At 72.0% G+C, this 24,078-nt stretch carries 24 protein-coding genes; 12 read left to right on the top strand and 12 right to left on the bottom strand.

Going from position 1 to position 24,078, the window contains the following annotated elements:
- Window positions 1–15: 15 nt before the first annotated feature.
- Window positions 16–717, top strand: coding sequence for an SDR family NAD(P)-dependent oxidoreductase (locus tag ACZ63J_RS00815; RefSeq protein WP_465400562.1), 702 nt, complete (start codon window positions 16–18; stop codon window positions 715–717).
- 36 nt (window positions 718–753) lie between these two features.
- On the opposite strand, the gene ACZ63J_RS00820 is transcribed toward ACZ63J_RS00815, so the two are convergent.
- On the bottom strand, window positions 754–1,152 hold the full coding sequence (locus tag ACZ63J_RS00820; RefSeq protein ID WP_465400561.1) for a peptidase inhibitor family I36 protein: 399 nt from the start codon (window positions 1,150–1,152) through the stop codon (window positions 754–756).
- Between the two features lie 172 nt (window positions 1,153–1,324).
- On the opposite strand from ACZ63J_RS00820, the gene ACZ63J_RS00825 reads away from it, so the two are divergent.
- Window positions 1,325–1,960, top strand: a complete 636-nt coding sequence (locus ACZ63J_RS00825) for a TetR/AcrR family transcriptional regulator (RefSeq protein ID WP_465400560.1) — start codon at window positions 1,325–1,327, stop codon at window positions 1,958–1,960.
- 106 nt (window positions 1,961–2,066) lie between these two features.
- Window positions 2,067–3,302 carry an FAD-dependent oxidoreductase gene (locus ACZ63J_RS00830; RefSeq protein WP_465400559.1) on the top strand — a complete coding sequence of 412 codons (1,236 nt, stop codon included), beginning with the start codon at window positions 2,067–2,069 and terminating at the stop codon, window positions 3,300–3,302.
- Between the two features lie 4 nt (window positions 3,303–3,306).
- On the opposite strand, the gene ACZ63J_RS00835 is transcribed toward ACZ63J_RS00830, so the two are convergent.
- From ACZ63J_RS00835 to ACZ63J_RS00850, 4 genes are all read right to left on the bottom strand, one after another.
- Window positions 3,307–4,125 carry a family 1 encapsulin nanocompartment shell protein gene (locus ACZ63J_RS00835; RefSeq protein ID WP_465400558.1) on the bottom strand — a complete coding sequence of 273 codons (819 nt, stop codon included), beginning with the start codon at window positions 4,123–4,125 and terminating at the stop codon, window positions 3,307–3,309.
- A 1-nt stretch (window position 4,126) separates the two neighbouring features.
- Window positions 4,127–4,678, bottom strand: a complete 552-nt coding sequence (locus ACZ63J_RS00840) for a hemerythrin domain-containing protein (protein ID WP_465313393.1) — start codon at window positions 4,676–4,678, stop codon at window positions 4,127–4,129.
- A gap of 133 nt (window positions 4,679–4,811) precedes the next feature.
- A complete protein-coding gene (locus tag ACZ63J_RS00845) occupies window positions 4,812–5,225 on the bottom strand; it encodes an STAS domain-containing protein (RefSeq protein WP_465334579.1) in 414 nt (137 codons plus the stop codon).
- A 152-nt stretch (window positions 5,226–5,377) separates the two neighbouring features.
- Window positions 5,378–5,968, bottom strand: coding sequence for a TetR/AcrR family transcriptional regulator (locus tag ACZ63J_RS00850; RefSeq protein WP_465334577.1), 591 nt, complete (start codon window positions 5,966–5,968; stop codon window positions 5,378–5,380).
- 48 nt (window positions 5,969–6,016) lie between these two features.
- Here ACZ63J_RS00850 and ACZ63J_RS00855 point away from each other — a divergent pair, with 48 nt between their 5' ends.
- Entirely contained in the window at window positions 6,017–6,964 is a 948-nt protein-coding gene (locus ACZ63J_RS00855; RefSeq protein ID WP_465400557.1) for a zinc-binding dehydrogenase, read from the top strand.
- A gap of 4 nt (window positions 6,965–6,968) precedes the next feature.
- On the opposite strand, the gene ACZ63J_RS00860 is transcribed toward ACZ63J_RS00855, so the two are convergent.
- Genes ACZ63J_RS00860 through ACZ63J_RS00870 form a run of 3 tightly spaced genes read right to left on the bottom strand, consistent with a single transcriptional unit; the run spans window position 6,969 to window position 9,279 of the window.
- On the bottom strand, window positions 6,969–7,439 hold the full coding sequence (locus ACZ63J_RS00860; RefSeq protein ID WP_465334575.1) for a MarR family winged helix-turn-helix transcriptional regulator: 471 nt from the start codon (window positions 7,437–7,439) through the stop codon (window positions 6,969–6,971).
- A 47-nt stretch (window positions 7,440–7,486) separates the two neighbouring features.
- The gene (locus ACZ63J_RS00865; RefSeq protein WP_465400556.1) at window positions 7,487–8,104 is read right to left on the bottom strand and encodes a hypothetical protein; all 618 of its coding nucleotides are present in this window, start codon (window positions 8,102–8,104) and stop codon (window positions 7,487–7,489) included.
- A complete protein-coding gene (locus ACZ63J_RS00870; protein WP_465400555.1) occupies window positions 8,101–9,279 on the bottom strand; it encodes an alpha/beta hydrolase fold domain-containing protein in 1,179 nt (392 codons plus the stop codon). The genes ACZ63J_RS00865 and ACZ63J_RS00870 overlap by 4 nt, the downstream gene beginning before the upstream one ends.
- A 43-nt stretch (window positions 9,280–9,322) precedes the next feature.
- Between ACZ63J_RS00870 and ACZ63J_RS00875 the strand changes: the two genes are divergently transcribed.
- From ACZ63J_RS00875 to ACZ63J_RS00895, 5 genes are all read left to right on the top strand, one after another.
- On the top strand, window positions 9,323–10,228 hold the full coding sequence (locus tag ACZ63J_RS00875) for an LLM class flavin-dependent oxidoreductase (protein WP_465439266.1): 906 nt from the start codon (window positions 9,323–9,325) through the stop codon (window positions 10,226–10,228).
- 99 nt (window positions 10,229–10,327) lie between these two features.
- Window positions 10,328–11,152: an alpha/beta fold hydrolase gene (locus ACZ63J_RS00880; RefSeq protein WP_465400553.1), complete on the top strand. Its 825-nt coding sequence runs from the start codon at window positions 10,328–10,330 to the stop codon at window positions 11,150–11,152.
- Between the two features lie 122 nt (window positions 11,153–11,274).
- Complete coding sequence (locus tag ACZ63J_RS00885) at window positions 11,275–13,569, top strand: GH92 family glycosyl hydrolase (RefSeq protein WP_465400552.1); 2,295 nt, start codon at window positions 11,275–11,277, stop codon at window positions 13,567–13,569.
- A gap of 132 nt (window positions 13,570–13,701) precedes the next feature.
- Window positions 13,702–15,045 (top strand): MFS transporter, encoded by a 1,344-nt coding sequence (locus tag ACZ63J_RS00890; RefSeq protein ID WP_465400551.1) that lies wholly within the window; start codon window positions 13,702–13,704, stop codon window positions 15,043–15,045.
- On the top strand, window positions 15,042–15,794 hold the full coding sequence (locus ACZ63J_RS00895; RefSeq protein ID WP_465400550.1) for an N-acyl homoserine lactonase family protein: 753 nt from the start codon (window positions 15,042–15,044) through the stop codon (window positions 15,792–15,794). Before ACZ63J_RS00890 ends, ACZ63J_RS00895 begins: the two co-directional genes overlap by 4 nt.
- Here ACZ63J_RS00895 and ACZ63J_RS00900 read toward each other — a convergent pair.
- Complete coding sequence (locus ACZ63J_RS00900) at window positions 15,772–16,422, bottom strand: TetR/AcrR family transcriptional regulator (protein ID WP_465313383.1); 651 nt, start codon at window positions 16,420–16,422, stop codon at window positions 15,772–15,774. The genes ACZ63J_RS00895 and ACZ63J_RS00900 overlap by 23 nt on opposite strands.
- A 109-nt stretch (window positions 16,423–16,531) precedes the next feature.
- Here ACZ63J_RS00900 and ACZ63J_RS00905 point away from each other — a divergent pair, with 109 nt between their 5' ends.
- Together ACZ63J_RS00905 and ACZ63J_RS00910 are read left to right on the top strand one after the other, a co-directional pair.
- On the top strand, window positions 16,532–17,848 hold the full coding sequence (locus ACZ63J_RS00905) for a shikimate dehydrogenase (protein WP_465400549.1): 1,317 nt from the start codon (window positions 16,532–16,534) through the stop codon (window positions 17,846–17,848).
- The gene (locus ACZ63J_RS00910; RefSeq protein WP_465400548.1) at window positions 17,835–19,649 is read left to right on the top strand and encodes a bifunctional sugar phosphate isomerase/epimerase/4-hydroxyphenylpyruvate dioxygenase family protein; all 1,815 of its coding nucleotides are present in this window, start codon (window positions 17,835–17,837) and stop codon (window positions 19,647–19,649) included. The genes ACZ63J_RS00905 and ACZ63J_RS00910 overlap by 14 nt, the downstream gene beginning before the upstream one ends.
- Window positions 19,650–19,652: 3 nt before the next feature.
- On the opposite strand, the gene ACZ63J_RS00915 is transcribed toward ACZ63J_RS00910, so the two are convergent.
- Together ACZ63J_RS00915 and ACZ63J_RS00920 are read right to left on the bottom strand one after the other, a co-directional pair.
- Entirely contained in the window at window positions 19,653–20,984 is a 1,332-nt protein-coding gene (locus ACZ63J_RS00915) for an MFS transporter (protein ID WP_465400547.1), read from the bottom strand.
- Window positions 20,950–21,774, bottom strand: a complete 825-nt coding sequence (locus ACZ63J_RS00920) for a MurR/RpiR family transcriptional regulator (RefSeq protein ID WP_465400546.1) — start codon at window positions 21,772–21,774, stop codon at window positions 20,950–20,952. Before ACZ63J_RS00920 ends, ACZ63J_RS00915 begins: the two co-directional genes overlap by 35 nt.
- Window positions 21,775–21,848: 74 nt before the next feature.
- Between ACZ63J_RS00920 and ACZ63J_RS00925 the strand changes: the two genes are divergently transcribed.
- A complete protein-coding gene (locus tag ACZ63J_RS00925; RefSeq protein ID WP_465400545.1) occupies window positions 21,849–23,291 on the top strand; it encodes an aromatic amino acid ammonia-lyase in 1,443 nt (480 codons plus the stop codon).
- 25 nt (window positions 23,292–23,316) lie between these two features.
- On the opposite strand, the gene ACZ63J_RS00930 is transcribed toward ACZ63J_RS00925, so the two are convergent.
- The gene (locus ACZ63J_RS00930) at window positions 23,317–24,048 is read right to left on the bottom strand and encodes a nucleotidyl cyclase domain-containing protein (RefSeq protein WP_465400544.1); all 732 of its coding nucleotides are present in this window, start codon (window positions 24,046–24,048) and stop codon (window positions 23,317–23,319) included.
- Window positions 24,049–24,078 lie beyond the last annotated feature (30 nt).

Genomic DNA, 24,078 nt, shown 5'->3' on the forward strand with positions numbered 1-24,078 from the left:
AGGCAGACTGCGAGCATGAACGAACTCCCACAGACCGCCCTGATCGTCGGGGCCTCACGCGGCCTCGGCTGTGCGCTGGTGGCGGAGCTGCTCGACCGGGGCTGGGACGTCATCGGCACGGTCCGCGACCCCGCCGCCCGGACGCCCCTGCACGAGCTCGCGGACCGCTCCGGCGGCCGCCTCACGATCGAGCACCTCGACGTCACCGACCCGGCCCAGCTCCCGCCGCTGCACGAACGCCTGTCGCCGCGGAAGCTCGACCTGCTCTTCGTCAACGCGGGAACCACGAACAACGTCGAGACGCCGATCGGCGAGGTGCCGACCGACGACTTCGTGGCGGTGATGGTGACCAACGCGCTCAGCCCGTTGCGCGTCATCGAAGCGCTCGAAGACCTCGTGACGCCGGCCGGGCTGATCGGCGCGATGTCGTCGGGGCAGGGCAGCATCACCAACAACACCACCGGGCTGCGCGAGCTCTACCGCGGCAGCAAGGCGGCGCTGAACATGTTCATGCGCGGCTTCGCGGCCCGGCAGGCCGGGACGGAACGCGCGATCGTCCTGATGGCGCCCGGCTGGATCCGCACCGACCTGGGCGGGCCGGACGCGCCGTTCACGCTCGAGGAAACCGTCCCGCTCGTGGTGGACGTCCTGGTGTCCCGGCTGGGCAAGCCCGGGCTCGAGTTCCTGGACCGGTGGGGCGAAACCGTGCCGTGGTGAGGCGCTCTTAGCTCGGCCCGCCCCGGTTGACGCAGGCTAGAAGAGGCACTTGACGAGCGAGCTCGTCGTGTTCCGGTCCGGGGTGTCGAGGTTCGTGCCGTTGCCGTAGGGGTAGATGGTGGCGGAGCCGTTGTAACCGGCGTCGGGGAAGAGGCACCAGACCTCGCCGGAGCGCCGGTTCCAGACGCTTTCGATGGTGTTGTTCATCCCCTGCGGGCCGGAGGAGTCGGCCAGGTTGCCGTCCCCGCTGGTGAAGTAGGCGATCACGCCGCCGCCGTTGACGCCGGAGAAGACGCAGAACTTGGCCGCGGGGCACCGCGCGTACCCGGTGGCTTCGGTGGCCGCGGCCGCGGTCCCGGTCACCGTGACCGCGGCGGTGATCGTGGCCAGCGAAACCGCGGCGAACCGGGTGCGCAGCGCTGAGGCGAGCTTCATGGGTGCGACTCCTCGACGAGTGGTCAGGCAGCTGGCGGCTGCTGCCGCCGTCTGCCTCACTCCTCACCCCGGCGCCGGTTGATCGCCGGCGCTGGCTTTCACCCGGATGGCCGCCGGGCCCGGCCGCCGCCATCGAATCGAAGAGAGCCGGCCGCAGTGATAACTTCGCGGCGTGAGCGATCCGGCCGGCCCCTCCCCGTCCCGGCGCGCGTACGAGTCGCCGCTGCGTGAGGAGCGGGCCGTCGCGACGCGGGCCCGGATCGTCGACGCCGCGCGGGAGCTGTTCGCGCAGCAGGGGTTCGCCGGGACGACCGTCGCCATGATCGCCAAGCACGCCAAGGTCGCGACGCCCACGGTCTACGCGACCTTCGGGTCGAAGGCGGCGATCGTCGGCGAGCTGATCGCCCGCCTGGAGGCGGAGGCGGACCGCGAGGAGTGGGGCGCGCGCATCCAGGCCGAGCCCGATCCGCACCGCAAGCTCGGGCTGTACGCGTCGTTCCTCCGCAAGCTGTACTCGAACGGCCGGGACATGTGGGCCGCGGCGGTCAACGCGTCGAGTGATCCCGCCGTGGTCGAGCTGAAGAACCACGGTGAGCGCGAAGCGCGGGAGTGGCTCGTGCCGATCATCGCGTCGCTGGACGAAGCCGGCGTGCTGCCCGCGAACGTCACCCGCGAAGAAGCCGTCGAGCACGCGTGGATGCTCAGCGCGCTGGAGCTCTACTTCCGCGGCACCACCGGGCTCGGCTGGACCGACGACCGGTACGAAAGCTGGCTGACCGAGATCCTCGGCCGGCAGCTGACCCGCTGATCTTCGAGAACCCTCGTGACGGGGGTCACTGTCGCCTCAATTGAGTAGATCTGACTATATTGATTATAGTGAAGTCTGACCAACCAGTACTCAGTGAGGAACAGTCATGCGAGTCATCATCATCGGCGCGGGCATCGGCGGCCTGACCCTCGCCCAGGCCCTGCGCACCCACGGGATCGACGTCGCGGTGCACGACCGCGACCCCCGCGCCGAGGCGACCGGCGGTTACCGGCTTCACATCGACGACGCCGCGTGCCGGGTCCTGCGCAGAGTCCTCCCGGCTGCGGCGTACCAAGCGTTGCTGGCCAGTTCGCCGAACCGGGCGGCCCACCGCGGGATCACGTTCGCCGACCACCGGCTGCGCCCGCTCGCCAAGGCGACGATCCCGCTCGAGGAGGAGATGCTCTTCGTCGAACGCCTACCGCTGCGCGTGCTACTCACCCACGGCCTCGATGACGCGATCCACTGGAAGAGCGAGTTCGTCCGTCACGAAACCCACCCCGACGGCACGGTGACCGCGCACTTCGCCGACGGCTCGACCGAGCACGGCGACCTGCTCGTCGGCGCGGACGGCGCCACCTCGCGGGTGGCCACGGCGCTGGCGGGCAAACCCACGTCGACGCCCGTCGGCATCGGCGGTGTCGCCGGCCGCAGCCCGCTCACCCCGGAGATCCGCGAGCAGTTGCCGAAGCGGCTGCGCATCGGCTCGATCCTCGCCCTCGGCCCCGGTTCGACGAGCGCGTTCATCACGGTGCAGGACACCGAAGCCGGCCCCATGCTCGACCCGGAGCTGTGTGTCGACGTGCCGGCGTTCCCGGAGTCGCCGGTCGTCTACTGGGGGATCAACGTCCCGCTCGACCGGTTGCCGAACGTCCGCAAGATCGGCGCCGAGGCCGCCGTGCGCGCCGCGGCCGGCCTGGTGCACGCGTGGTCACCGGTGCTGCGGGAGATCGTCGCCGGCGCCGAGTTGAGCACGGTGGGTACTTTTCCTTACCACACAAGCGATCCGCGTGCGCACCTCACGCCGTGGGCCTCGGGCACGGTCACCGCGCTCGGCGACGCCGTGCACGCCATGCCCCCGACCGGCGGCCGCGCGGCCGCCACCGCCGTCCGCGACGCCGACCTGCTGGCCACCCACCTGGCCGACGCGGTGAAGGGCCGCACGACGATCCCGCTCGCCGTGCACGAGTACGAGCGCGGCCTCAACGCCTACGCCGCCGAAGCGGTGCGGGTGTCGCTGAAGCCGATCGTGTGGCAGCGACGCCTCGCCAACCCGGCCTTCGGGCTGCTTTCCCGCGTCGCCACCACCCTCGCGGCCCCGGTGACCGCCGCGCTCCGCTGAAGCGTCAGAGGGTCAGGCAGATCGCCGCGTCCGGTTCGGTGACCCGGAAGCTGAAGCTCTCCTCCAGGTACAGCGTCACGTTCTCGGCGTCGTGGTGGCTGTAGCCCACCGCGAGGTCCTGGCCCAGCTCGAGGACGAAGTCACCGCCGTCGAGGCTGACGACCAGGGCGCCGTCCAGGCCGGGGGAGCGGACCACCTTGCCGCCGCCGAGGACCCGGCGGATGTGGTCGAACACCAGCTGCCCGCCGTGCTCGGTGCTCTCCACGATCCGCGTGTACCCCGCCGGGCCGATGGCCAGGCCGTACGGGCCCTTGATGCCGGCCTGCCGGAGCTTGTCGACGGCGCGGGCGACCCCGCCGGGGTAGGCCTCGGGCTCGTCGCCCAGCGGCGCCGCCGGGTACGGGCACGTCTCGGCGATGCCGGTGATCCCGGCGGCGGACCAGCCGTGGAAGACCGCGCGGTTCTCGATCATCGCGATCTGCTTCGCCGCGCGGTCGAGGTCGTCGAACTCCAGGTCGTCGGCGCCGCGCTCGGCGTCGTCCAGCTCGGCGCGCGACACCGTGAACGGCACCCGGACCTCGGCGAGCGGCAGGACCCGCCGCTGCCGCACCACGACGCCGTCGTCGACGTCGGTCAGCGACGCCGACGCGAGCGTGGTGGTCCGGCCCAGGTCGGTGGCCGAGTGACCCCAGCCGTGCGGTCCGGCGACGTCGACCAGGCGCCGGGCCGCCAGGTGGGTCTGCAGCCGCTCCTTGGCCTCGGCGTCGACCTCCTTCCAGCCCGCGTCGGAGATCGGGGCGAGGGCGCGCATCAGGTGGTTCATGTCAGTCCTGCTCCTTGAGGCTGCCGATGCCGAGGGAGTCGCCGGCCGGGCGGTCGCCGCGCTCTTCCTCGACGTACTCCTGCGGGTCGATGTCGCTGACGTCGAGGTCGCGAGCGCCTTCGTGCTGCTTCTTGAAGGCGGTGAACTTGCGGCCGAGCTCTTCGCGCAGACCGGGGTCGGCGTGGCGGCGGAAGTCGGCCAGCCCTTCGTCCTCTTCTTCGGCCATGTGCTCGCTGTTGGCCAGCCGGGCCTTGCGCACGGCGGCGAACCACGCCGTGCTGCCGACGGGGTGCAGCGCGGCTTCGTGCACGCCGTCGCGGATGTCGTTGTGGTCGCCGATCGCGTCGAGCGTCTCCGCTTCGGCGTCGTCGCCGCGGCGCAGCAGGTGGGGGTAGAAGATCTCCTCCTCCGCGCGGGCGTGCACGTCGAGCAGGTCGGCGAGGGGCTGCCAGACCTCGGCCAGGTCGGCGGCGTCGGTGAGGTCGTCGAGCCGGGCGAACTGGCGACGGAACCAGTCGTGGTCGTCCAGGATCAGGCTCGTGATGTCGGCCATCGGCGCTCAGCCCGGGAGGAGGGCCGGCTCGTGGCCCGCTGTGGTGGAAGGTGCCATGCCGCTTTTTACCCCAACCCGGGGCGGGGAAAACACGCCTGCCGCGGGGTGATTCACCGAAAGAGGTGAGGAGAGTTCAGCGCAGCCGCGGCAGCAGCGAGAGCCAGGTCTCGGCGTCGGCGCGGTCGGGGTGGATCGGCAGCACGCGGTCGAGCCGCAGGAGCCGGATCGGGCGCACCACACTGCGGTGGGTGGCGATGATCGCGCACGGCAGCCCGCGGGCGTGGGCGGTGGTGACGGTGTCGAGCAGGACGGCGAGGCCGCCGGAGGAGCAGAAGGTGACGCCGGTGAGGTCGATGACCAGCGCGGCGGGGTCGAACCGCAGCTCGTCCCGGAGTCTGTCCTGGACCCGCTCGGTGCTGGACAGGTCGATCTCGCCGGTGACGGCGACCGTGGTGTGCTCGTAGGTCGTGGTCACCGTGACGGTCGTCGGGCCGGGATGCGCCGGGGCCAAGTGGCGGGGGCTGGGGCTGGTGGCGGTGTCGAGCATGCGACGGCCTCCTCGTAGACGCGGGAAGCCTGCGCGGTCACGGCCGCCCGCGGTGCCGGCCGCCCTGGGCGGGCGAGGCCGTGCGGTTGCGGGGGCGGCTGCTGGTCTCAACCGCGGTACACGATCGGGTTACTGCCCAGCCCGCGGCGAGTTCAACCGTCCCGGGCTTCCGGGTGACGCCGCAGGCCGCGGATCGCCAGCGCAGCGAAGCGTCGTGAAGCCGCGACTCGGGTGGCCGGTGACGACGCGTGGATGCCGCTGTTGGCCGTGAGCACCAGAATGACGTCGTCCGGGACGACGTCGGGGTGCAGGTAGCCGGCTTCCTTCGCGCGGTGGGTCAGCTCCGCGAGGGACTTCGCCCCCTGCGCGCGGTCCGAGGCGAAGTCCATCGCGTGCGGGAACGCCGCCACGAAGGCCGACGTGAAGCCGCGGTCGCGGGCGTGGAGCTCGAAGAGCCGCTCGATCACCTCGCGGAAGCCGCGCCCGGGGTCCGGGTCGGCCAGGCCGTCGTCGACGATGGCGTAACAGGCGCGCATCTGCTCGGCGAAAGCCTCGGTGACCAGGTCCTCCTTGGTCGGGAAGCGCCGGTAGAGCGTGGCGGGCCCGACCCCGGCGCGCCGGGCGATCTCGCGCATCGGCACGTCCAGGCCGTCGACGGCGAACACCTCGCGCGCCGCCTCGAGGAGGCGCGCGCGGTTGTCCCGGGCGTCGGAACGCAGGATGTGAGGCAACCGGTCGGGCACCCTCTCACTTTAGCCAACCGGACGCCCCCGTCCGTTACGGTCCGCCGCGTGAAAGCGATTGCGGTACAGGAGTTCGGCGGCCCGGACGGCCTCGCGGTGGTCACCCTCCCGGACCCGCGCCCGGGCGGCGGGCAGGTGCTCGTCACCATCGAGGCGATCGGCGTCGGCGGGGTCGACGTCCTGGTCAGGAGCGGCGCACTCGCCGCGTACGGCTTCACCGAGGGCCACGTCCTCGGCGGCGAGGTGGCGGGCACGGTGACGGCCGTCGGCGACGGTGTTGACCCGTCCTGGGTGGGCCGGCGCGTGTGGGCGTTCGCCGGGGTGGGCGGCGGGTACGCGGAGCAGGCGGTCGCCCCGGCGGCGACGTTGGTGCCCCTGCCGGAAACCCTGTCCGCTGTCGACGCGGTGACGCTCGGCAGCTCCGGGATGGTGGCCCACTTCGGCCTGCGCCACGCGCGCTTCGCACCCGGCGAGTCCGTGCTCGTCCGCGGCGCGGCCGGTGGCATCGGGATCATGACGGTCCAGCTCGCCGCCCGCGCCGGAGCGGGCGCGATCGCGGTCACGACGTCGTCCGCCGAGCGCGGCGCCCGCCTGCGCGAGCTCGGCGCCACCGAGGTGCTGGGCCGCGACGGCGAAGGCTCGGGCTACGACATCGTGATCGACGTCGTCGCGGGCGCGGACCTGCCGTCGTACTTCGCGAAGCTGAACCCCAACGGCCGCCTGGTGGCGGTCGGCGCAGTGGCGGGCGACCCGCCGGCGGACTTCGGCACCGCGATGTTCGCGGCGTTCCAGAAGTCCTTGTCGTTCGCGACGTTCAGCACGAACACGGTCCCGGAAGCCGACCGGCGCGCGGTGACGGCGGAGCTGTTCGGCTCGGCCGTCCGGGGTGAGCTGAAGGCAGTGGTGCACGAGGTGCTGCCGCTGGCGGAAGCCGTGCTGGCCCACCGGAAGCTGGCCGGCGGCGAGGTCTTCGGACGTCTTGTGCTCGTGCCCTAGCCGGTCAGTCCTCGTCCGCGCCCGCGTGGTTGCGCTGGTGCACGGTGATGTCGGTGAACATCCGCTTGAACCGCGCGTAGTCCTCGGCCCCGACCCGCTCGGCGTGCCGCCGCTGGATGGCGGCCATGATCGTGTCCGCGGCCCGCATCTGGGCCAGGCCGCGGACCGTCGGGCAGATCAGCTTCGCGCGGCGGTCGCTCGGGTCGGGGCGCCGCTCGACGTACCCGAGGGACTCGAGCTCGTCGATCAGCGTCCCGACGTTCTGCTTGTGCTGGCCGGAAAGCCGGGACAGGTCGGTCGCCCGCACGCCGTCCGGGTCGAGGTAGGCGAGCACCGCGCCGTGGCGGGGTTTCAGGTCGGCGAACCCCTCCTCGGCCAGCGTCGAGAACAGCTCACGCTGCACCGCGAACAACAGCCGGCCCGCCAGGACACCCAGGTCGGGGTCCGTCGCGTTCCGCTCCGCCCGCGTGACCATCGCCGCTCCTTCCGCTCAGCTGCCGCCCCACCCTAACGACCGGCCCCTCAGCGCCGGACGAGCTCTCGCCCGAGGTCGTCGCGCAGGTGGACCTCGACGAACACCCGCAGGTACCGGTCGTTCGCGAGCGCGTCGAACGCGTCCACCAAGGACTGCTCCGGCATTTCGGTCAGGTGCACGATCCGCCAGAGGTTGAGCGGGTCGTCCTCCGGACCGCCGACCGAGTGCTCCACGTGGAAGATCGGCTGCCCTTCACCGGCGGTGAAGACACGGCCGTCCGGCGCCTCGAAGCGTTCGGCGCCGAGGAAGAACGCCCGCCGGTTCTCGTGGTCGAGGCGCACGTGCTCGATGATCGTCGCGAACCGGTCCGGGTCGGCCCACAGCCGCTGGTCGGACACGCGGGTGAAGTCCTCGAACCGGCCGCGGCGCACGCTCGGGAACTTCTCGGCGCTGCCCGCCTTCACGACCGTCGGGATGTACTTGTCGGGCGCCGCGGCCTTGCGCACCTCCATGTCCCACAGCTGCACGCCGGTGTAGGCGAACGGCGGCCGGACGTCGTAGCGCTCGCGCAGCACGGTGTTGACCCGGACCGGCGGAAGGTCGACCTTCGTGGCGCCCGGCGCGGCCCAGGCCTGTTCGAAGACCGCTTCGTGGTCGAGTGTCATGCCCGCTCCTCGTGGCTGGTCACGGTTTCCTGCAGCCAGCCGGTGACGACCGGCCAGACGGGGTGGTCCGGGTGCACGACGTCGAAGTGGGTGCCGCCCTCGACCTCGACGTACCGCGCGGTGCCGCCTTCGGCGTTGATCTTCTCGGTGTAGCGACGGCTCCACTCGGCGGGAACCGCTTCGTCGGCCGTGCCGTGCACGGCGAGCACCGGGACACCGGCGCCGGCCAGTTCGAGCGGGGACGTCCAGGCGTAGTGCTCGGGCCGGTCGGCGAAGTGCCCGCCCAGCAGGAGTTTCACGATCCCGCCGCCGACGGCTTCGGCGACCGCGGGCCACGCTTCGGGCCGCGCCGGCTCGGGCGCGTCCTTCGGCGGCTCGGCCGCCGGGTCGGCGAGGACGGCGCCGAACCCGGTGCTGTCGGCGGTCTTCAGGTCGAGCGCGCCGGCCAGCTCGACCACGCCGACCGGGGTGATCTTCGGGTTCGCGCCGGGGGCTTCCGGCGGCAGCACACCGCGGTGCGCGGCCCAGGTGGCCAGGGTGCCGCCGGCGGAGTGCCCGAGGAGCACCACGCGACCGGTGTCGAGCGCCGGGTCCATGCCTTCGAGGGCGTCGACCGCGGCGGCGACGTCGAGGAAGGTGCCGGGCCAGCCGCCGCCCGGCTCGCCGATCCGCCGGTACTCGGCGTTCCACACCGCGTACCCGCGCGCGACGAGGTCGTCGACGACGTCGGTGATCTGGCGGCGGTCCCACATCGCGGCCCAGTAACCGCCGTGGAGAACGGTCACGACCGGGAACGGGCCGTCGCCTTCGGGCAGGTACAGCTCGCCGACCTGCGACGGCTCGGGTCCGTAGGCGACCGTGCGGACGGCGCGTCGGCCGTCCTCCGCGTCGTCGTAGCGCGCGCCCCGCTCGGCGCCGACCAGCGCTTCGATCGTGGCGAAGAACGCCCCGATCGCCGGCAGGTTCGCGCCCTTGGCCTTCGACTCGTCCCACGCGGCGTCGTCGGTCCACTCGACGAAGTCGAGCCAGGTCTGCTCGTCGAGGCGGACGAGGCGCGCGGACCGGAACCCGCGCCGGTCGGCCCGGAACGCCGCCACCATGCCCGGACGCGCGTCCAGCATCGCCTGCGTCTTCTCCGGCGCCACGGTGAACGTGGTCAGCTCGATGACCGACATCCTCAGCTCCTCACTTGGTCCAGATTCATGATAGTCATAATACATGACTAACTTGACGGGTGCACCGAGGTTCGGGGTCTCCCTGACGCCGGCCATGGACCTGGGGCGGATCCGCGCCTGCGCCGTGGCGGCCGAAGAAGGCGGGCTCGACATGGCCGGCGTCCAGGACCATCCGTACGTGCCGACGTACCTGGACACCTTCGTGGTGCTGGGCCAGCTGCTGGCGGCCACGCGCACGCTCCGCGTCTTCCCGAACGTCGCCAACCTGCCCCTGCGGCCGCCCGCGGTGCTGGCGAAGACGGCGGCCGCGCTCGACGTCGTGTCCGGCGGGCGGTTCGAGCTGGCCCTCGGCGCGGGCGGGTACTGGGACGCCATCAGCCGGCTGGGCGTGCCGCGGCGCAGTCCGGGGGAGGCGAACGCCGCGTTGCGGGAGGCGATCGCGGTGCTGCGCGGGCTCTGGGCGGCGGGCTCGGCGCCGGTCGAGCTGGCGGGGGAGTACTACCGCGTCGACGGCGTGCCGCCCGGGCCGGCGCCCGCGCACCCGATCGAGATCTGGACCGGCGCCCAGGGGCCGAAGGCGCTGGCCCTCACCGGCGAGCTCGCCGACGGCTGGGCGGCGCCGATCGCCGCGTACCTGCCCTACGAGAAGTGGGCCGAAGCCCACCGCCTGATCGACGACGCGGCCGTGGCCACGGGACGCGACCCGGCGTCGGTCCGCCGGATCGCGCAGGTGGTCGGCACGATCACCGGGACAACCGGCCGGTTGTCGACCGAAACCGGCGCCGCGCCCGTCCGCGGAACCGCCGATCAGTGGGCCGAACTGCTGGTGCGGCTGGGCACCGAACAGCCCTTCACGTCGTTCGTCTTCTGGCCGGAGGAGGAGTCGGTGGAGCAGATCACGGCGTTCGCCCACGACGTCGTCCCCGAGGTGCGGAAGCGGCTGGCGTGAGCCGATCCCGCCGGAAATCGAGCCGTTCGGGCCTGTCCGCGGCGCACCGCGCGGTGGAGCATCGGCACGTCCTGTCGGCACCCGGAAGGGAGAACTGAGATGCCGGTGCTCACCACCGACGACGGTGTGGAGATCTTCTACAAGGACTGGGGTTCGGGGCAGCCGATCGTCTTCAGCCACGGCTGGCCGCTGTCCGCGGACGACTGGGACGGCCAGATGCTGTTCTTCGCCCGGCACGGCTACCGCGTCATCGCCCACGACCGCCGGGGCCACGGCCGCTCGGCGCAGGTCGGCGACGGCCACGACATGGACCACTACGCCGACGACCTGGCCGCGGTGACCGCGCACCTCGACCTGCACGACGCCGTCCACATCGGACACTCGACCGGCGGCGGCGAAGTCGTCCGCTACCTCGCGCGCCACGGCGAGTCGCGGGTGGCCAAGGCCGCCCTCATCAGCGCGGTCCCGCCGCTGATGCTGCAGACCGACGCCAACCCCGGCGGCCTGCCCCTGAGCGTCTTCGACGACCTGCAGGCGCAGCTCGCGGCGAACCGCTCGGTGTTCTACCTTTCGCTGGCGGCGGGCCCGTTCTACGGCTACAACCGGCCCGGCGCCGAAAAGTCCGAGGCGATCGTCCGGAACTGGTGGCGCCAGGGCATGGAAGGCGGCGCGAAGGCCCACTACGACGGCATCGTCGCGTTCTCGCAGACGGACTTCACCGGGGACCTCGGGAAGATCACCGTGCCGACGCTGGTCATGCACGGCGACGACGACCAGATCGTCCCCTACGCCGATTCGGCGCCGCTCACCGCCGGGCTCCTCGCGAACAGCACGCTCAAGACCTACCCGGGCTTCCCCCACGGCATGCCGACCACCGAGGCCGAGACGATCAACGCCGACCTGCTGGAGTTCATCCGGTCCTGACCCCCGGGCGCCGGACACGCATCGGACAGAAACAGCCAGACATCGGATGTCTGGGTTGACCCGCTCGGCTCGCTCGGCCAGGGTGCTGGTGTCAGCGTGGCACGGCCGAAGGGCGGGACGGCATGGCGGAGCAGCCGGGTTCTCTTTCCAGGCGCGGGTTTCTGGCCGGTGCGGGCGGGGTGCTCGCCGCGACCGCCGGGCCGGGGACGGCGGCCGCGGCGCTCGCCGGAACCGGAGGCCGTCCCGCCTCGGTCAGCGAGATCGATCCGATGATCGGGGCGGTCACCACGGCGGCCGACACGGCGTGCGGGAAGACGTTCCCGGGCGCGGTCGCGCCGTTCGGCCTGGTGCAGCTGAGCCCGGACACCGTGTCCGGCGGGGACAACGGCAGCGGCTACTCCGCCGAGATGACCACCATCGAGGGGTTCAGCTTCCTCCACATGTCCGGCGTCGGCTGTTACGGCGACCTCGGCAACCTCCAGGTCCTGCCGCAGACCGGCCCGCTGGTGACCGGCCGCGACGAGGCGAAGAGCCCGTACCGCAAGGAAACCGAGGTCGCGCGCGCCGGGTACTACGCCGTCGAGCTGGACCGCTACCGCGTCCGCGCCGAGCTGACCGCCACCGAGCGCGCCGGGCTCCTGCGGTTCACCTTCCACGACGCCGGGACCGGCCGGGTCAAGGTCGACCTCACCCGCCGCATCGGGCCCGACGGCTCGCATTCGATCGCGCAGCACGTCCGGCAGACCGACCCGACGACCGTCGAAGGGTGGCTGCGCTGCGACCACACCGGCGGCGGCTGGGGCTGCGGCGCCCAAAGCCCGGCCTACACGGTGTACTTCGTACTGAAGTTCGCGCAGCCGGTCGCCGTCTTCGGCACCTGGGACGGCGCCGACGTCCGCACGGACCTGACCGAGCGCGACGGGACCGCACTGGGCTTCTTCGCCGAGTTCCCCGTCCACGCCGGCCAGCAGGTGCCGGTCAAGGCCGGCGTCTCGTTCGTCGACCTCGACGGCGCTCGGCGGAACCTCCAGCACGACCTGCCGGGCTGGGGCTTCGACGCCGCCGCGGCCGGCGCGCGGCGCACGTGGGCGCAGGCGCTGGACAAGGTCGTCGTCGAAGGCGGCACGGCGCAGCAGCGGCAGATCTTCGAAACCGCGCTCTACCACTCGATGATCGACCCGCGGCTGTTCGGCGACGTCGACGGCCGCCACCGCGTCGGCGACACCGCGCCGGTGCGCGACGGCGTCACGCATCGCACGTTGTTCAGCGGCTGGGACGTCTTCCGCGCGCAGTTCCCGTTGCTCACCATCGTCAACCCGGCCGTGGTCGAGGAGACGATCGCGTCGCTGGTCTCGCTCACCGACGCCGGGCACGTGCGCGGCCTGGCGCGCTGGGAGCTGCTCGGCAAGGACACCGACACCATGCTCGGCGACGCCGCGGTGAACGTGATCGCCGAGGCGTACCTCAAGGGGCTGCGCGGTTTCGACGTCGAGAAGGCTTACCGGTTCTGCCGCGAGGTGGCGCTCGGCCCCGCGGCGCGCTCCAACCGCACGGACTTCGGGAACTGGTCCACGCTCGGCTACTGCGTCACCTACAGCCTCTCGGCGACGCTCGAAAACGCGTACACGGACTACGCGCTCGCGCGGTTCGCGGAAGCGCTCGGCAAGCACGACGACGCTGCCCGGCTGTATGCGACGTCGCAGAACTACCGGCGCCTCTTCAAGCCGGAGGCCGGCTGGTTCCGCGGCCGCAACGCCGACGGCACCTGGATGGGCGACACCGACGGCTGCATCGAGAGCAACCCCGAGCAGCAGGGCTGGTTCGTGCCGCACGACGTCGGCGGGCTCATCGGCCTGGCCGGCGGGCGCGCGGCGTTCGTCGAGCGGCTGAACGGCATCTTCGAGCGGACGCCGCCCGAGCAGATGATGAAGTGGAACGAGAACTACAACCACAGCAACGAACCCGTGCAGCAGATGCCGTTCATGTTCACTCACGCGGGCGCGCCGTGGCTGACGCAGAAGTGGTCCCGGTACGTCTGCGAAAACGCTTACCGCACGGGCCCGACGGGGCTGGCCGGCAATGACGACGCCGGGCAGATGTCGGCCTGGTACGTCCTCGCGGCGGCGGGCTTCTACCCGGTTTCCCCGGCGAGCGGGGTGTACGTCCTGGGCAGCCCGGTCTTCGACCGCGTCCGCCTGGCGACCGGGCGGGGGCGGACCTTCACGGTGCGCGCGATCGGGAACGCGCCGGACCGCGTGTACGTCTCGGCGGCGACGTTGAACGGCAAGCCGTTGCACCGTGCGTGGCTCACGCACGACGAGGTGGTCCGCGGTGGTGAGCTGGTTCTCCGGATGAGCGCGACGCCGGACCGGGCGTGGGGCGCGGCGACCCCGCCGCCGTCGCTGACCGCCGGCTGAGGTCGATCACCAGGCGCAACTCGCCCTTGACAACTCCGCGGGCGCCGTTCAATCTCTCTAATTAACCGTACGGTTCATACCGGACTGGTTAGTTACCTGGACTGCGACGGCGCACCCACGGAGGAGACTGACGTGACCGATCGTCCGAACGGCACCGCCCCGCCCGTGGGCCGGCCGGCCAAGGCGGCACTGGCCGCCTGGATCGGCAGCGCGCTCGAGTACTACGACTTCTTCATCTACGGCACGGCGGCCGCGCTGGTCTTCAACAAGATCTTCTTCCCGGCCTCGTCCCCGGCGACCGGCACGCTCCTGGCGTTGTCGACCTTCGGAGTCGGGTACGTGTCCCGCCCGCTCGGCGCGCTGCTGCTGGGGCACCTCGGTGACAAGTTCGGCCGCAAGCGGGTCCTGCTGGCCACGCTCCTGCTGATGGGGCTGTCCACGGTGCTCGTCGGCTGCCTGCCCGGATACGGCACCGTCGGGGTCGCCGCGCCGATCCTGCTGGTCCTGCTGCGGTTGCTGCAGGGCCTGTCCGCCGGGGGTGAGCAGGCCAGCGCCAACTCGATGAGCCTCGAGCACTCCCCGGAACACCGGCGCGCGTACTACACGAGCTTCACCCTCAGCGGCACGCAGGCCGGGCAGATCATCGCGACGGCGGTGTTCCTGCCGGTCGCCGCGCTGCCGCAGGAAGCGCTGCTGTCCTGGGGCTGGCGGGTGCCGTTCTGGCTCAGCGCCGTCGTGGTGCTGGTCGGGTACTACATCCGCCGTTCGCTGGAGGAAACCCCGGTGTTCCAGCAGGAGGTCGCGAGCGGCGAGGTCGCCAAGATGCCGCTGGCCGTGCTGCTGCGCGACCACTGGGCCGACGTCCTGCGCGTCGTCGTGGCGGCGCTGATCGCCTCGGTCAGCACGATCTTCACCGTCTACGCGCTCAGCTACGCCGTGAACACCGTGGGCCTGAGCCGGACGCCGATGCTGTGGGTCGGCGTGCTGGCCAACGTCGCCGCCGTGGTCACGATCCCGTTGTGGGCCAAGTTCTCCGACCGCGTCGGGCGCAAGCGGATCTTCGCCGCCGGGTCGCTGGGCTGCGCGATCCTGATCTTCCCGTACCTCGGCGCGATCGCGGCCGGCAGCTACCTGTGGATCTTCGTGGTCGGCATCGGGATGTTCGGCATCGTCTACACCGCGACGAGCGCCGTGTGGCCGTCGTTCTACGGCGAGATGTTCCCGGCGCGGGTGCGCCTGTCGGGCACCGCGATCGGCACCCAGATCGGGTTCGCGATCAGCGGTTTCCTGCCGACGATCGCCGTCGGCGTGGCGGGGACCGGCCGGGGCGCGTGGCTGGGTGTCGCCGTCTTCACCGCGGCGCTGTGCCTGGTGAACGTGATCGCCGTGGCCACCGGACGGGAGACCTACCGAGTGCCGACCGCGCAGCTGGGACTCAAGGACCCGGTCCGGAACGAGGTCAGCGTCCCACAGTGAGCGAGTTCGAGGTCTACGCGCTCTGCTACGGCAGGCGGAACGGGTTCCGCGGAGAGCACTTCCTGGGCTACGACGGGAGTTCCGCGGAACCCCACCCGACCGCCTACTACGTCTGGCTGGCGGTGTCGCCGGAGCACACGGTGCTCGTCGACGCGGGCATCCGGGCGGCGCGGGCGCGGGAAGTCCCCGGGCTGGACTACGTCGAGCCCGGCCGGCTGCTCGCCGGGCTCGGGGCGGCCCCGGACACCGTCGTCCTCACGCACTTGCACTACGACCACTGCGGCACGGTCGCCGACTTCCCGGATGCGCGGTGCGTGGTCCAGCAGTCCGAAGTGGACTACTGGACCGGCCCGTGGGCGAAGCGGATCGCGCGGGAGCGGTGGTTGCTCGACGAAGTGGCGCTCGAGGACCTGCGCGCCGACCCGGTCGACGGCGACGCCGAAGTGGTGCCGGGATTGAGCGTCCACCTCGTCGGCGGGCACACGGCCGGGATGCAGGTCGTCCGGGTCGAGACGGCGGGCGGCCCGGTCGTGCTGGCTTCGGACGCCGCCCACTTCCACGAGAACCTCGAAGACGACCGCCCGGCGCCGCTGCTGCATTCGATGCCCGGCATGTACGCCGCCTTCGACCGCGTCCGCGAACTGGCCGGCGCCGGCATCGTCGTGCCGGGCCACGACCCCGGGGTGCTGAGCCGGTACCCGCCGGTGGCGGACCGGGTCGTGCGGCTCAGCGCGTCGTCAGGTAGCTGACGAGCAGGTCGGCGACCATGCGCCGGTGGTGGTCGCGGTGCGCCGGGTCCAGCATGTCGCGCCCGAAGATGGCGTTGAAGGTGTAGCGGTTCGCGGTGCGGAACACGCAGAACGCGCTGATGGCCATGTGGACGTCGAGCGCGTCGACGTCTTCGCGGAACTGCCCGGCTTCGCGGCCGCGGGCGAGGATGCGGGTGAGCACGTCGAGCGCCGGGTTGGCGAGGTTGGACAGCGCGGTCGAGCGGGCGATGTGCTCGGCGCGGTGGATGTTCTCGATGCTGACCAGCCGCACGAAGTCGGGGTGGGACTCGTGGTGGTCGAAGGTGAGCCCGGCGAGCTGCCGGATCGCCTCGGCGGGGTCGAGGTGGTCGACGTCGAGGTGCTGCTCGAGCGACCGGATGACGGTGTAGGCGCGTTCGAGCACCTCGACGAAGAGCTGGTCCTTGTTGGTGAAGTAGTAGTAGATCATCCGCTTGGTGGTGCGGGTCTTCGCGGCGATCTCGTCCACCCGCGCGCCGTCGAAGCCCTTTTCGGCGAACTCGCGGGCGGCGGTGTCGAGGATCTCGGCGCGGGTGCGGTCCGCGTCGCGGGTGCGCTTCGCCACCTCTTCCGACGATGGTGCTGCCACGGGCGTCCTTCCTCGCTTCGGCTGGTCGTGCCCACTCTAGGACGTCCGAGCTCTTCACGGCGGGAGCCGCGTGAGGTAACGTACTGGTTCGTACATTAAGGGAGGGCCGGTGTCTTTGTCTTCGGCGATCGAGGCGATCCACGCCCAAGCGGCCCGCGCAACGCCGGCCACGGTGCTCACGGGCCTGATCGGCACGGGCATCGGGCCGTCGCTGAGCCCACCGCTGCACGAAACGGAGGCCCGCCGCCTGGGGCTGGATCTGGTGTACCCGAGGTTCGACCTCGACGAGCATGGCGTCCCGGCCACGGCGGTGGGTTCATTGGTGGCCGCGGCGCGCGACGCGGGGTACCGCGGGCTCAACATCACGCATCCGTGCAAGCAGGTGGTGCTGGAGTCGTTGGACGAGCTGTCCCCGGACGCGGCCGCCCTGGCAGCGGTGAACACGGTCGTCTTCCGCGACGGCCGGGCGATCGGCCACAACACGGACTGGTCGGGTTTCGCTCGTGGGCTCCGGGTGGGGTTGCCGGGGGTGGCGTTGGAGTCGGTGGTGGTGCTCGGCGCGGGTGGCGCCGGCGCGGCGGTGGCGTACGGCCTGTTGACGGCTGGAGCTGGGCATGTACGAGTGTTCGACCTGGACGGTGCGCGGGCTGCGGAACTGGCGGTTGCGCTCGCCGGTCGGTTCGGGGTGGATCGGGCGTCCGCGGGGGCGGGGCTGGCGACCGGCGGTGGTGGGGGAACGGGTTCTGCGGCAGCGGATCTCGCGCCCGCAGGCCGCTTCGGCCCGGACCGGGTGTCCGCGGGAGCGGGGCTGGCGGCAGCGGATCCCGCGGCCGGCGGTGGCGAGAGGGCGGCGACCGGCGGTGGCCGCGGCGGAATGGGTTCTGCGGCAGCGGATCTCGCAGCCGGCGGTGCCGAGACCGCGGTGAACGGTGCTGGGCGCGGTGACATCGGTCCTGCCGCAGCGGATCCCGCGCTCGCGGGCCGCTTCATCCCGGACCCGGTGTCCGCGGTGGCGGGGCGGGCGGCAGCGGCGCCCGCAGGCCGCTTCGGCCCGGACCGGGTGTCCGCGGGAGCGGGCGCGATCTCGACCATGGACTTCGCGACCGCGGCCACCGCCGCCGACGGGCTGGTGCACGCCACCCCCACCGGCATGGCCGCCCACCCCGGCCTCCCCTTCCCCTCCACGCTTCTCCGCCCCGACCTCTGGATCGCCGAGGTCGTCTACCGACCCCTCGAAACCGAGCTCGTCCGCACCGCCCGCGCCCTCGGAGCCAGGGTGCTCGACGGGGGCCGGATGGCCGTCTTCCAGGCCGCCGAGGCCTTCACCCTCTTCACCGGCGCCGAACCCGATGCCGCGCGGATGCTGCGTCACCTCGGCGCCCTCACCGGAACTCCCGAAAGGCAGCCCGCCGATGTCCTCGACTGAGCCGCGCCGTTCGATCGCCACCGTCTGCCTGTCCGGCACCCTCGAAGACAAGCTGACCGCGGCCGCCCGCGCCGGGTTCGATGGTGTCGAGATCTTCGAAAACGACCTCGTCGCTTCGTCGTGGTCGGCCAAGGAGATCCGGGACCACTGCGCCGAGCTGGGTCTCTCGATCGACCTCTACCAGCCCTTCCGCGACTTCGAAGCCGTCCCGCCCGCCGTGCTGCGCCAGAACCTCCGGCGCGCCGAGCTGAAGTTCGACGTCATGGCCGAGCTCGGCGCCGACACGATGCTGGTGTGCTCGTCGGTGTCGCCGGACGCGGTCGACGACGACGATCTCGCCGCCGAGCAGCTCCACCTGCTCGCCGAGCACGCCGCCGCCCGCGGGATCCGGATCGCCTACGAGGCCCTCGCCTGGGGCCGGTTCGTCAACACCTACGAACACTCGTGGCGCATCGTGCGCCGCGCCGCGCACCCCGCGCTCGGGCTGTGCCTGGACAGCTTCCACATCCTCTCGCGCGGCAGCGACCCGGCCGCGATCCGCACGATCCCCGGCGAAAAGCTCTTCTTCCTGCAGCTGGCCGACGCGCCGCGGCTGCAGATGGACGTCCTGCAGTGGAGCCGGCACCACCGGCTCTTCCCCGGCCAGGGCGCGTTCGACCTGACCGCCTTCACCGGGCACGTGCTCGCGGCCGGTTACTCCGGGCCGCTGTCACTCGAGGTGTTCAACGACGTCTTCCGCCAGGCCGACCCGGCGCCGGCGGCCGTCGACGCCATGCGATCCCTGCTGGCGCTGCAGGAAACCCTCGGTGTCACCGTCCTGCCGCCCGCCCCGGCGCTCGCCGGGCACGCCTTCGTCGAGCTGGCCGTCGACGACACCACCGAGCCCGAACTCGCGAAAGCGTTGCAGGGAATGGGTTTCACCGAGACGGGCGCGCACCGGTCCAAGCCCGTCCGGCTGTGGCAGCAGGGTGACGCGCGGATCCTGCTCAACGGCTCCGGGGCCGCGGGTGCGTCGGTCGGCGCGGTCGCCGTCGAGAGCGCGGACCCGGTCGCCTCGGCCCGCCGGGCCCAGCGGCTGCTCGCCCCGATCCTGCCGCGCAGCCACCGCGCGGACGAGGCGGACCTGGCGGCGATCGCCGCCCCGGACGGGACGTCGCTCTTCTTCTGCCGCACCAGCAGCAAAACCGGCTGGCTGGGCGACTTCACTGTGACCGAGACGCCGGGCCCGGGCGCCGGAGTGACCGGGATCGACCACCTCGCCCTGACCCAGCCCTTCGACCACTTCGACGAGGCCGCGCTCTTCTACCGCGCCGTCCTCGGACTTGCACCCGAGTCCGTGACGGAGTTCGCCGCGCCGTTCGGGCTGGTGCGCAGCCGCACCGTGACCGACACCTCCGGCCGCGTCCGCATCGCGCTCGAATCGGCCCTGCTCCGCCGCGGCGACTGGGCGCCCGGCGTGCGCGAGCCGCAGCGCGTCGCGGTGACCACCGGTGACGCGCTGGCGAGCGCGCGCCGGATGCGCGAGCTCGGGGCGCCGCTGCTGGACATCCCCGGAAACTACTACGACGACCTCGACGCCCGCCTGGCCCCCGATCCCGAGCTGCTCGCCGCGCTACGGCAGCAGTCCGTGCTCTACGACCGTGACGAACACGGCGAGCTGCTGCACTTCTTCACGGTCGTCCTCGGCGGCCGCGTCTTCTTCGAGGTCGTGCAGCGGATCGGCGGGTACGCCGGTGACGGCGCCGTGAACTCGCCGGTCCGGATGGCGGCGCACCGGCGGCAGCGCAAGGCGGCCGCGTAACCCTCAGTCCAGCATGGAGTTCTTCGTCTCCGGCGCCCACTTCACCGACACGACCAGACCCACGACCAGCACGAGCGTCAGGATCAGCATCGTCGGGGAGAACCCGATCCCGTCCAGGGCCAGCGGGAGCAGGAACGTGCCGATGGCCGAGCCGATGCGGCTCAAGCCGTTCAGCAGCCCCACGCCCGAACTGCGCAGGTCCGTCGGGAACAGCTCCGGCGGGTACACCTGGTCGAGGTTGACCGCCGCCGACATGGTGAAGGTGAACACCAGGAACAGCGGGAACAGCAGCGCCGTCGGGGCGTCCGGCCAGACCGCCATCGGGGCCATCGACACGATGAGCACCACGAACGACCAGATGGTCAGGCCGCGGCGGCTCATCTTCGCCACCAGCCACAGCCCGCCGAGGCTGCCCAGCAGCAGGAACAGGTTGAGCAGGCCGTCGCTGGTCGTGTCCTCCTCGCCGATGCCGATCTTGAGCAGCACCAGCGGCAGGAACGTGTAGATCGCGAAGTACGGGATCACCTGGGCGTTGTAGAAGATCGCGCCGAACGCCGTGGCGCGCCGGTACTTCGGGCCGAACAGCTCGCGGTACTTCGCGCGCCGCTCCGGGCGGTGCGTGGCCACGAGCTGGTCGAACGCCGCTTCGTCGCCACGCAGCCGGCGCACGACGGCGCGGGCCTGTTCGAGGCGGCCCTGCGTGAGCAGCCACCGCGGCGACTCCGGGACGCCGATGCGCAGCAGCACCACGGCGATCGCGGGCACACAGCTCGTCGCCAGCAGCCACCGCCACGAGTCGTCGCTCAGCGAAACCAGGTAGTTGCCCAGGAAGAACGCCGCGACGTACCCGACGGTCCACAACACCGTCAGCGAAGCCAAGAGCCCGCCGCGGTACTTGCGCGGCACGAACTCGGCGACGAGCGTCGGCCCGAGCGCGTAGTCCGCGCCGATGCCTATCCCGATCAAGAGCCGCAAGATGAACAGCTGCACCGGGTCCTGGACGAAGAACTCCGCGGCCGAGGCGACGGCGATCAGCAGGAAGTCCAAAGTGTACAGCCGCTGCCGGCCGATCTTGTCCGCCGCCCAGCCCACGAGCACACTGCCGAGGAAGATCCCGATCAGCGCCGACGCGCCGAGCAGGCCCTCCCACACCGTGCCGAAACCGAGCCGCGAGGCGATCACGGGCAGGGCGATGCTGATGATGCCCAGCTCGTAGCCGTCGGAGTAGTTGGCGCAGAACGTCAACGCCGTGATGCGCAGGTGGAACCGGTTGAGGGGGACGTCGTCGAACGCCGTGACCTCACTCTGGGACGAAGAGGTCGTGCTCTGCGGCATAGTCTTCGAAGCCTTCCAGTCGTTGCCGGGCCGTGGCGCCGGCCGCGTCGGCCATCGCCTCGACCAGCGCCACGGTCAGCGAGACGACCGCGGCGTGGGAGTCGAACACGAACTCCGACGCGACACCCGCGCTCAGCACGTCGTCGGCGTGCGGGGTGAGCGCCGTGACGGGCCGGTCCGTGATCAGGAGGGTGCGCAGGCCCAGCGTGCGGGCGTCGTCGAGCGCGGCCAGGCTCTCCCGCGGGTAGCGGGGGAGTGCGACCAGAACGAGGGACCGCGCGCCGCACCGGTGGGCGTGGCGCAGGGAGTCGCCGAACACGCTGCCGGAGTCGGTCAGCAGCCGGACGTCCGGGTGGATCTTCCGGGCCAGGTAGGCGAAGGACGCCGCCTGCGCCGAGGAGACGCGATAGCCCGCCACGACGAGCGGGTCCGAGTCCATCAGCCCCGCCGCGATGGCGCGCAGCCGCGTGTCGTCGGCCAGCTGCGCCCGCAACGCCGCGAGGGTGCGCAGGTCGGCGTCGATGGCCTCCTGGAACTTGTTGCCGCCCGGCTCGGGCGCGGGCTCGGCCGAGGCCTCCCGCAGGTAGCGGCGGAACCCGGCGTACCCGTCGAACCCGAGGAGCGCGACGAACCGGGTGACCGACGGCTGGCTGACCTGCGCGTACTCGGCGAGCTCGGCGCTGGTGAGCGCCACGGCCTCGGCCGCGTGGTCGGCCAGGTAGCTGGCGATGCGCCGCTGCGCCGGGGTCAGCCGGTGGGCGGTGAGCAGCTCGTGCAGCGACCGGGACACCCGGGTCTCCTTGTGTGAATGAGTAGTTTCATGTCACCTTAAGAATGAATGAAAACTTGTCAAGAGAGGTGGCGATGACCGACACCAACCGCATCGAGATCACCGGCGCCGGCCTCCGGTGCGCCGACGTCGTGCGCGTGGCCCGGCGCAGCGCGTCGACCGAGCTCGGCGCCGACGCGGTGCAGCAGGCGGAGTCGAGCTACCAGCTGGCCGTGGAGCTGGGCGCGAAGCGCGCGGTGTACGGCCGCACGACCGGCGTCGGCGCCAACCGGCACACCGTCGTCGACCCGGAGTCCGCCGACCACCACGGCCTGCGCCTGCTGCGCAGCCACGCGGGCGGCACCGGTGAGCCGCTGCCCGACGACGCCGTGCGCGCGGTGATGGCGATCCGCCTCAACCAGCTCGCCGCCGGCGGCAGCGGCGTGCACCCCCGGCTGCTGGAGGTGCTGCAGACGGCGTTGCGCGTCGGCGCGCTCCCGCACGTCCACTCCCGCGGCGCCATCGGGACCGGCGACCTCGCCCAGCTCGCCGAGATCGCCCTGACGCTGGCGGGGGAGCTTCCGTGGGCGGCGGGTGACCTGGACCCGGTCGCGATCAGCCCGGGCGACGCGCTCGCGTTCATCTCCAGCAACGCCGCCACGCTCGGCGAGGCGGTGCTCGCCTGGCACGACCTGAGCCGGCTGCTGGCGGCGAGCCACGTCGTCACGGCGTTGACGTTCTGGGCCCTCGGCGGTTCGGCCGAGGCGTACTCGGAGCGCGTGCACGCCGCGCGCCCGCACCCCGGCGCCGTCCGGTGCGCGGCGGAGTTGCGCCGCCTGCTGACGGGCGTCGCGGAGGGACGGCGGCTGCAGGACCCGTTCGGGCTGCGTGCGTTCCCGCAGGTGCAGGGTCCGGCGCTGGACGCCGCGGCCGCGGTCGAGCGGGTGCTGGCCATCGACATCAACGCCGCCGCGGAGAACCCGCTGATCGACGTCGAGACCGAGCAGGCCTACCACCACGGCCAGTTTTCGACGGCCCACGTGGCGCTGGCCTTCGACCAGCTCCGGGCGGCGCTGCACCACGTCGCGGAGCTGTCCACCGCCCGGCTCGGCGACCTGGTGGAGCCGGACCTGAGCGGCCTGCCGCCGTTCCTCGCGGAGGGTCCGGCGGGCAGCTCGGGGATCATGATCCTCGAGTACGTCGCGCACGACGCGCTGGGAACGCTGCGCCACGCGGCCTCCCCGGTCACCCTCGGCACGGCGGTGATCTCCCGTGGGCTGGAGGACCACGCGAGCTTCTCGACGCACGCGGTCCGCAGCACGGTCGCCGCCACGGCGGCGTACCGGACGGTGCTGGCGTGCGAGCTTCTCGGCGCGGTGCGGGCGTTGCGCCTGGCGGGGACATCGTTGCCCGACACGCCGTTGCGGGAGGCGTTCCGCCTTGCCGATGGGGGCCTTCCGCACATCCCGGAGGACCACCCGCTCAGCGCGGAGGTCAAGCAGGCAGAGCGCCTTTTGGACCGGCTCGCGGTGCTGTGAGCAGCGTCCGGGAGGCCGAGCGACGTCATGGGCGCGCGGCGCCGTAGTCGTGTGGATCAGACGACCACGTCTCGTCCTCGCTCCGGCGCACCGACTCGAGGCCGGCGCAGAACCCGTAGCGGAGCAAGTCCCCACTCGGGCGCGGAACGTAGAGGTACACCAAACCCGCGTACTCCTTGATCCGGACCTGGGCCGGCACGAGGCTCGACGGCGGCAGTTGTGCGTAACCGGTGGTCACGACGTCGTCGAAGACCCGCTCGGAGAGGGCGACCGACAAGAAGGTCCGTTCGGGGTCGGAGTGGTCGAGGAGGCGGCGCACCGCGGGTGTGTCGAGGATCCGATGAGCTGTGACGACGGCGCTTCCGATGGCCGCGGCAGAACCGCGTTGCGGGTTGTCGGCCAGAACCGGGCCGACGTGGAGCCCGGCACGTATTCGTAGTCGTGCGTGACGACCCTCGGAACGTCGCCGGCTCTCCCGGTCGGCCAGCACGTCTTGGAGCGCGTCGAAGAACCGCGTGACGACGGCCGGCAGGTGGCGGGGCTCGAAACCGATGCCGACACCGTCGCCGGTCGTGTGCGGGAACAGAGCGGTTCGCCACACGTGGCCGAGCCCGGCCCGGGCGAAGGCCGCGGTGAGCGCGTCGAGGATGTCGGTGGACAACAGTGCCTGACCGACGTCGGAATTGCTCCCGAAGTTCTGCGTGTCGACGGCGAGGACGGCGCGGTACGCCGGCAGTTCGCTGATGCTTCTGTCCATTGAATTCTGGCCTCCTCATTGGTGTACTAG

Source organism: Amycolatopsis sp. NPDC104863 (genome assembly GCF_055582965.1).